The 5530-nt window shown below is 42.0% G+C and carries 7 protein-coding genes; 3 read left to right on the top strand and 4 right to left on the bottom strand.

Annotation, left to right across the window (positions count from 1 at the left end; translation table 11 throughout):
• Nucleotides 1-291: 291 nt before the first annotated feature.
• The 3 genes from O9332_RS14525 (at nt 292) to ureC (ending at nt 3607) form a co-directional block, all read left to right on the top strand.
• Entirely contained in the window at nt 292-600 is a 309-nt protein-coding gene (locus O9332_RS14525; RefSeq protein WP_288026143.1) for a hypothetical protein, read from the top strand.
• 319 nt (nt 601-919) lie between these two features.
• Nucleotides 920-1816 (top strand): polyphosphate kinase 2 family protein, encoded by an 897-nt coding sequence (locus tag O9332_RS14530; protein WP_002761380.1) that lies wholly within the window; start codon nt 920-922, stop codon nt 1814-1816.
• Between the two features lie 81 nt (nt 1817-1897).
• Complete coding sequence (gene ureC / locus O9332_RS14535) at nt 1898-3607, top strand: urease subunit alpha (protein WP_002761381.1); 1710 nt, start codon at nt 1898-1900, stop codon at nt 3605-3607.
• A 62-nt stretch (nt 3608-3669) separates the two neighbouring features.
• Here ureC and O9332_RS14540 read toward each other — a convergent pair whose 3' ends face one another.
• From O9332_RS14540 to O9332_RS14555, 4 genes are all read right to left on the bottom strand, one after another.
• Nucleotides 3670-4005, bottom strand: coding sequence for an LPP leucine zipper domain-containing protein (locus O9332_RS14540; protein ID WP_002774386.1), 336 nt, complete (start codon nt 4003-4005; stop codon nt 3670-3672).
• Between the two features lie 386 nt (nt 4006-4391).
• Nucleotides 4392-4634, bottom strand: coding sequence for a CHAT domain-containing protein (locus O9332_RS14545; protein WP_199308099.1), 243 nt, complete (start codon nt 4632-4634; stop codon nt 4392-4394).
• A gap of 316 nt (nt 4635-4950) precedes the next feature.
• Nucleotides 4951-5106 carry a DNA-binding protein gene (locus tag O9332_RS14550; RefSeq protein ID WP_288026147.1) on the bottom strand — a complete coding sequence of 52 codons (156 nt, stop codon included), beginning with the start codon at nt 5104-5106 and terminating at the stop codon, nt 4951-4953.
• Complete coding sequence (locus O9332_RS14555; RefSeq protein ID WP_353853431.1) at nt 5103-5447, bottom strand: toxin-antitoxin system TumE family protein; 345 nt, start codon at nt 5445-5447, stop codon at nt 5103-5105. The genes O9332_RS14550 and O9332_RS14555 overlap by 4 nt, the downstream gene beginning before the upstream one ends.
• Nucleotides 5448-5530: the final 83 nt, after the last annotated feature.

Raw genomic sequence — 5530 nt, forward strand, 5'->3', positions numbered from 1 at the left:
GACGTTCAAAAACCTTGCATTATCCTTCTTGTAGTACATCGCTTGGTACAAAAAACAAGGGCAACAAAGCCTAAAACGACCGACTCCTGACGACCGGCTACTGACTCCTACCCCCAGGAAAAACTTTTTCAGCAGACCCTAACTAATAATGGTTATGAAAAAATTTTAGGTTTACGAGATTTATATCCCGAAACTCTAGAAAATAGAACTAAGGTAGAAAATGGCATTAAAGGATTTTTAAAACCTTTACTTCAGAACAAGGGAATTCCCATTTCGATGATTTTAGTGATTATGGAAATCGAAGCTTGGTTTTTAGGTGAATACAGTTTTCTGACTAAAATAGATAGTTGTTTAACATCTAAGTTTATTCTAGACAATTTAGGTTTCGCTCTAAATGTCCTAGATGTAGAACAAATACCACATCCTAGTCAAGTGCTGGACAGTATTTATCAATTAATACAACGAAGCTATGATAAAAGCGAAAGGACTGTGGAAGAAATAGCTAGTCTCCTAGATTATGAGTTTATATATTTGCATCTAGTTGAAAAGATTAAACAACTCAAGCAGCTTATTGATGCAATCAACCTTTTTTTAAAGTAAAAATACATCTACAGCGTTTCTCATCAAGATAAAGTGTAACCTACTTTGACATCGACCACCTACTCCCCAAAACGAAAACTTCGCACCTCACCATTAAGATAACTGTTGTAATACTGCTCACTTAATATTCTATTTTCCTACCGATAACTGATAAACGGTTGACAGCTTAGATGTGTAATTAATTTTGCTTAGGGACTGACAGCTATTTAAATATACTTTTGCCAGTTCATCCTTGACTCGCCGGTTCAAGAGTTAGATATTTTCCGAGCAAAAGTGCTACAATGTAATCTTAAGGGTCAAAACAATCAAGGAGAAGAGCATGGTCAGCAAAATTGATCGCCAAGCATTTTTACAATCCTTAATAGTGCCACCGGGTAAAGAAATTTCTCTGCACAAAGACTACGATCCTGGGTTTAAGCCCGACTATATCACCAAAGAAGATGCCACGCTGCTGCTGCAACAGGGGATCGAAAAAATGGCCGAGTTTCAAGATAAACTCTATGCCCAGGATACCTATGCCCTGTTAATTAATCTGCAAGCCATGGATGCGGCGGGTAAAGATGGTACGATCAGACACGTTATGTCGGGCTTAAATCCCCAAGGCTGTCAGGTATTTAGCTTTAAAGTTCCCTCGGCCGAAGAACTAGATCACGATTATCTCTGGCGATATTATAAAGCCTTACCGGAGCGGGGTCGTATCGGTATTTTTAATCGTTCTTACTACGAAGAATTATTAGTCGTGCGCGTCCATCAAAATTTATTGGAACGGCAAAAACTCCCCCCGGAAGACAGAACCAAGAAAGTTTGGCAGCGACGTTTTGAGGAGATTAATAATTTTGAAAAATATCTGGTTAATAATGGGGTTATTGTCCTGAAATTCTTTCTCAATGTTTCTAAAGGAGAACAGAAAAAACGATTTTTGGAAAGAATTGATCGCCCTGAAAAAAACTGGAAGTTTTCTGAAAATGATGTCAAAGAAAGAGCTTTTTGGGGTGATTACATGAAAGCCTACGAGGAGGTATTCAATCATACCAGTACCGAATGGGCCCCCTGGTATATTATCCCGGCTGATCGCAAATGGTTTACCCGTTTAGCTGTGGGGGCGGTTATTTATCACACCCTGGAATCCCTTGGTTTAAAATATCCCACCGTTACCGAAGAACATCACCAAGCTTTACTGAAAGCCAAAGAAATCCTCGAAAACGAGCCAGATTAAAAATGGAAGAAAATCCCCAAAAAGCGATAATTGCCGGAAAATCGATCGTATAATCGATCTCGATTTTCAAGAATTCCCCCTATGAATTATCGCATTGATCGCCGCACCTATGCAGAAACCTACGGCCCCACCGTCGGAGATAAAGTTCGCCTGGCAGACACGGAATTATTTATCGAAGTCGAAAAAGATTTCACCACCTACGGCGATGAGGTAAAATTCGGCGGCGGTAAAGTAATTCGCGATGGGATGGGCCAATCCCCCATTTCTAGGGAAGATGGGGCGGTGGATCTAGTGATTACTAATGCCTTAATTCTCGACTGGTGGGGCATCGTTAAAGCCGATGTGGGCATTAAAGACGGCAAAATTTATAAAATCGGTAAAGCGGGCAATCCCCACATTCAAGATAATGTCGATATTATCATCGGACCTGCTACCGAGGCATTAGCCGGGGAGGGGATGATTTTGACAGCAGGGGGGATTGATGCCCATATTCATTTTATCTGTCCCCAACAAATTGAGACAGCGATTGCGTCGGGGATTACCACAATGATTGGTGGCGGGACCGGACCTGCAACGGGAACTAATGCCACCACCTGCACCCCGGGAGAATGGCACATCTATCGAATGCTAGAGGCGGCCGAAGCTTTCCCGATGAATTTGGGTTTTTTGGGTAAAGGCAATAGCAGTCAGCCGGAAGGACTAGCGGAACAGGTAAAAGCGGGGGTAATTGGCTTAAAACTCCATGAAGATTGGGGAACCACTCCGGCAGCCATTGATACCTGTTTAAGCGTGGCCGATAAGTACGATGTGCAGGTGGCGATTCATACGGATACTCTCAATGAGGCCGGTTTTGTTGAGGCCACTATCGCCGCTTTTAAAAATCGCGTCATTCACACCTACCACACGGAAGGGGCCGGCGGTGGTCATGCTCCCGATATTATCAGGGTTTGCGGGGAAATGAACGTTTTACCCTCCTCTACTAATCCCACGCGTCCCTATACGACGAATACCTTAGAGGAACACCTCGATATGTTGATGGTTTGTCATCATTTAGACCGGAGTATTCCCGAAGATGTGGCTTTTGCTGAATCCCGCATCCGCCGCGAAACTATTGCCGCCGAGGATATTCTCCACGATTTAGGGGCTTTTAGCATCATTTCCTCCGATTCTCAAGCTATGGGACGGGTGGGAGAAGTAATTATCCGCACTTGGCAAACTGCCCACAAAATGCGGGTACAACGAGGCAGACTGACCGGGGAAACGGGAGAGAATGATAATCTGCGGGCAAGACGATATATTGCTAAATATACGATTAATCCTGCTATTACCCATGGTATATCCGATTATGTCGGTTCCATCGAGGTGGGCAAATTAGCCGACTTGGTTCTCTGGAAACCGGCATTTTTTGGCGTAAAACCGGAAATTGTCCTGAAAGGCGGTTTAATCGCCTGGGCGCAAATGGGCGATGCTAATGCCAGTATTCCCACACCCCAACCGGTTTATATGCGTCCCATGTTTGCCTCTTTTGGTGGTGCGATCGCCAAAACTTCCTTGACATTTGTTTCTAAATATGCTATGAAAGCGGGCATTCCTGAGAAGTTAAAGCTGAAAAAAACCGCCGTGGCCGTGTCGAATACGCGCAATATCAGTAAGGCTAGTATGAAGCTTAATGACGCTTTACCGCGCATGGAAGTTAATCCCGAAACCTACGAGGTGCGTGCTGACGGGGAATTATTAATCTGTGAACCCGCTACGGTTTTACCTATGGCCCAACGCTATTTCCTATTTTGAATTCGATTTCAGATTCAGAAAACGGGTTTTTTCAAAAAACCCGTTTTCTTTTTGAATCACAGTTAAGGATTAGTAGGAAGGTTTGGTAAAAATAACTTAACTAATCCTGCCATTAGTGCAGTAACAATAGCAACAAAGATGGTTCGATTAGTAAATTCCAAGTTATCTAGTCGTTTATTCACGCCTGTTAATTCTCCTTTAATATTTGCTATGTCAACTCTTAAGTTATTCACTTCTTCAGATAGCTTGTCTATTTTGCTATTAAGTTGTTCAGATAATCTGTCTATTTTGCCATTAAGTTGTTCAGATGATTTGTCTATTTTGTCATTAACTTCTTTGAATTGTCCTACAATAAAGTCTTTTAATTCTTTGAGGTCGTTTTCTGTAAATGTTGCCATTGTGTGACTCTCCTAGTAATTGTTTGTGATAAGTAGTCGTGCAAAATTAATTTCCCAGTCGAGACAGGAGACAGGAGACAGGAGACAGGAGACAGGAGACGGGAGACGGGAGACGGGAGACGGGATCAGATTTGAGTTTTTAGTTCACTGTTTACTGATCACAGCAAAAAGCTGACGGAGTAACTGCTGACGGTTTGGATGTGTAATTAATTTTGCTTAGGTAAGTAGGTGGGTGGAATTAAATATAAAATAAACGTAGGTTGGGTTGAAGCATGAAACCCAACGCCCGCATGGGTTACGCTACCGCTAACCCATCCTACAAATAATTGTGCCTACCTACTTACTTACCAATAATTTTACTACTAAGTTTAACTCCTAACCCTTAATCAGTCAAATTGCATCGAAGTTGCATCACCAGAAGGAATAAAACTGGCCCAATAAAAAGGATGTTTTTGCTTCTCACCCTTGAGCATTCCTAGTTGAATTTGTCGTAAAGCTTCACTGCGTCCTTCTCCTTTTTGTAAGCGTCCATAATAGGCGACCATTAAATCTTTAGTTGCGTCATCAGATACTTTCCAAAGGCTAATTAATTGGCTTTCACTTCCCGCAATAACTAAAGCGCGGCGCAATCCATAAATCCCTTCACCTACGCTTCTAGTTTGGTGATTTTTTGATGATAATTAATGCTTTATACTGTATATTAATTAAGTAGCTGGTTATAATTAAATTAAAAATGGATTTTAGGTTTGATCCCCCCTGCCCCCCTTGATAAGGGGGGTGCCGATAGGCGGGGGGATCCCCCCTGCCCCCCTTGATAAGGGGGGTGCCGATCCCCCCTTAGTCCCCCCTTAATCCCCCCTTGATAAGGGGGGTGCTGATCCCCCCTTAGTCCCCCCTTTAATCCCCCCTTAATAAGGGGGGCATCTGACAACTTTTAACGCCTACCTACTTATCAAATTTAGCCAAGATTTTCAATCCTTCTTCTGGGTTGCCATTAGCTGTCATTTCCTTAAATCTAGTATAGGCATCAAATTCGGCTAAAGTGTTGGGGGAAAGATATTCAATCAGTTTATTGATACTGATTCCTTTTAGTTCATTCATAGAAAACTCCTGATTCTGGCGGTAATTTCCTGAAGAACTTCTAAGAGCGTTGGAGCAGCGGACGAGATTACATTTTCTTCACTGCTGTCATGTTTGTGATGGGGATAGGTTGGGAGGTTCAGCTTTTTATGATGTGGAGTATTATCATAACGGAAAATTAAGGTATTCATGGTATTCATATACTGATAAGCGTACATATTACGATTAATAATTGTTTCGATATTGACAAACTCTCGAATATGCAGAACTGAATTATCAATGAATTTAATTTCGGCTCGAATAAATGGCTCTTCGGTTTGTGTTATGCAATGGACGGGGGTTATAAGGGATGGAACCCTTATAGAGAAAGGCATTTAGCGATTTTTGTCAATTGTTTTTTATCTAGAGCGAACTAATCAATTAAGTCTCTTGCCAGATAAGGATT

This window comes from Microcystis sp. LE19-10.1B (assembly GCF_027530565.1).
GTDB classification, from domain to species: Bacteria; Cyanobacteriota; Cyanobacteriia; order Cyanobacteriales; family Microcystaceae; genus Microcystis; species Microcystis aeruginosa.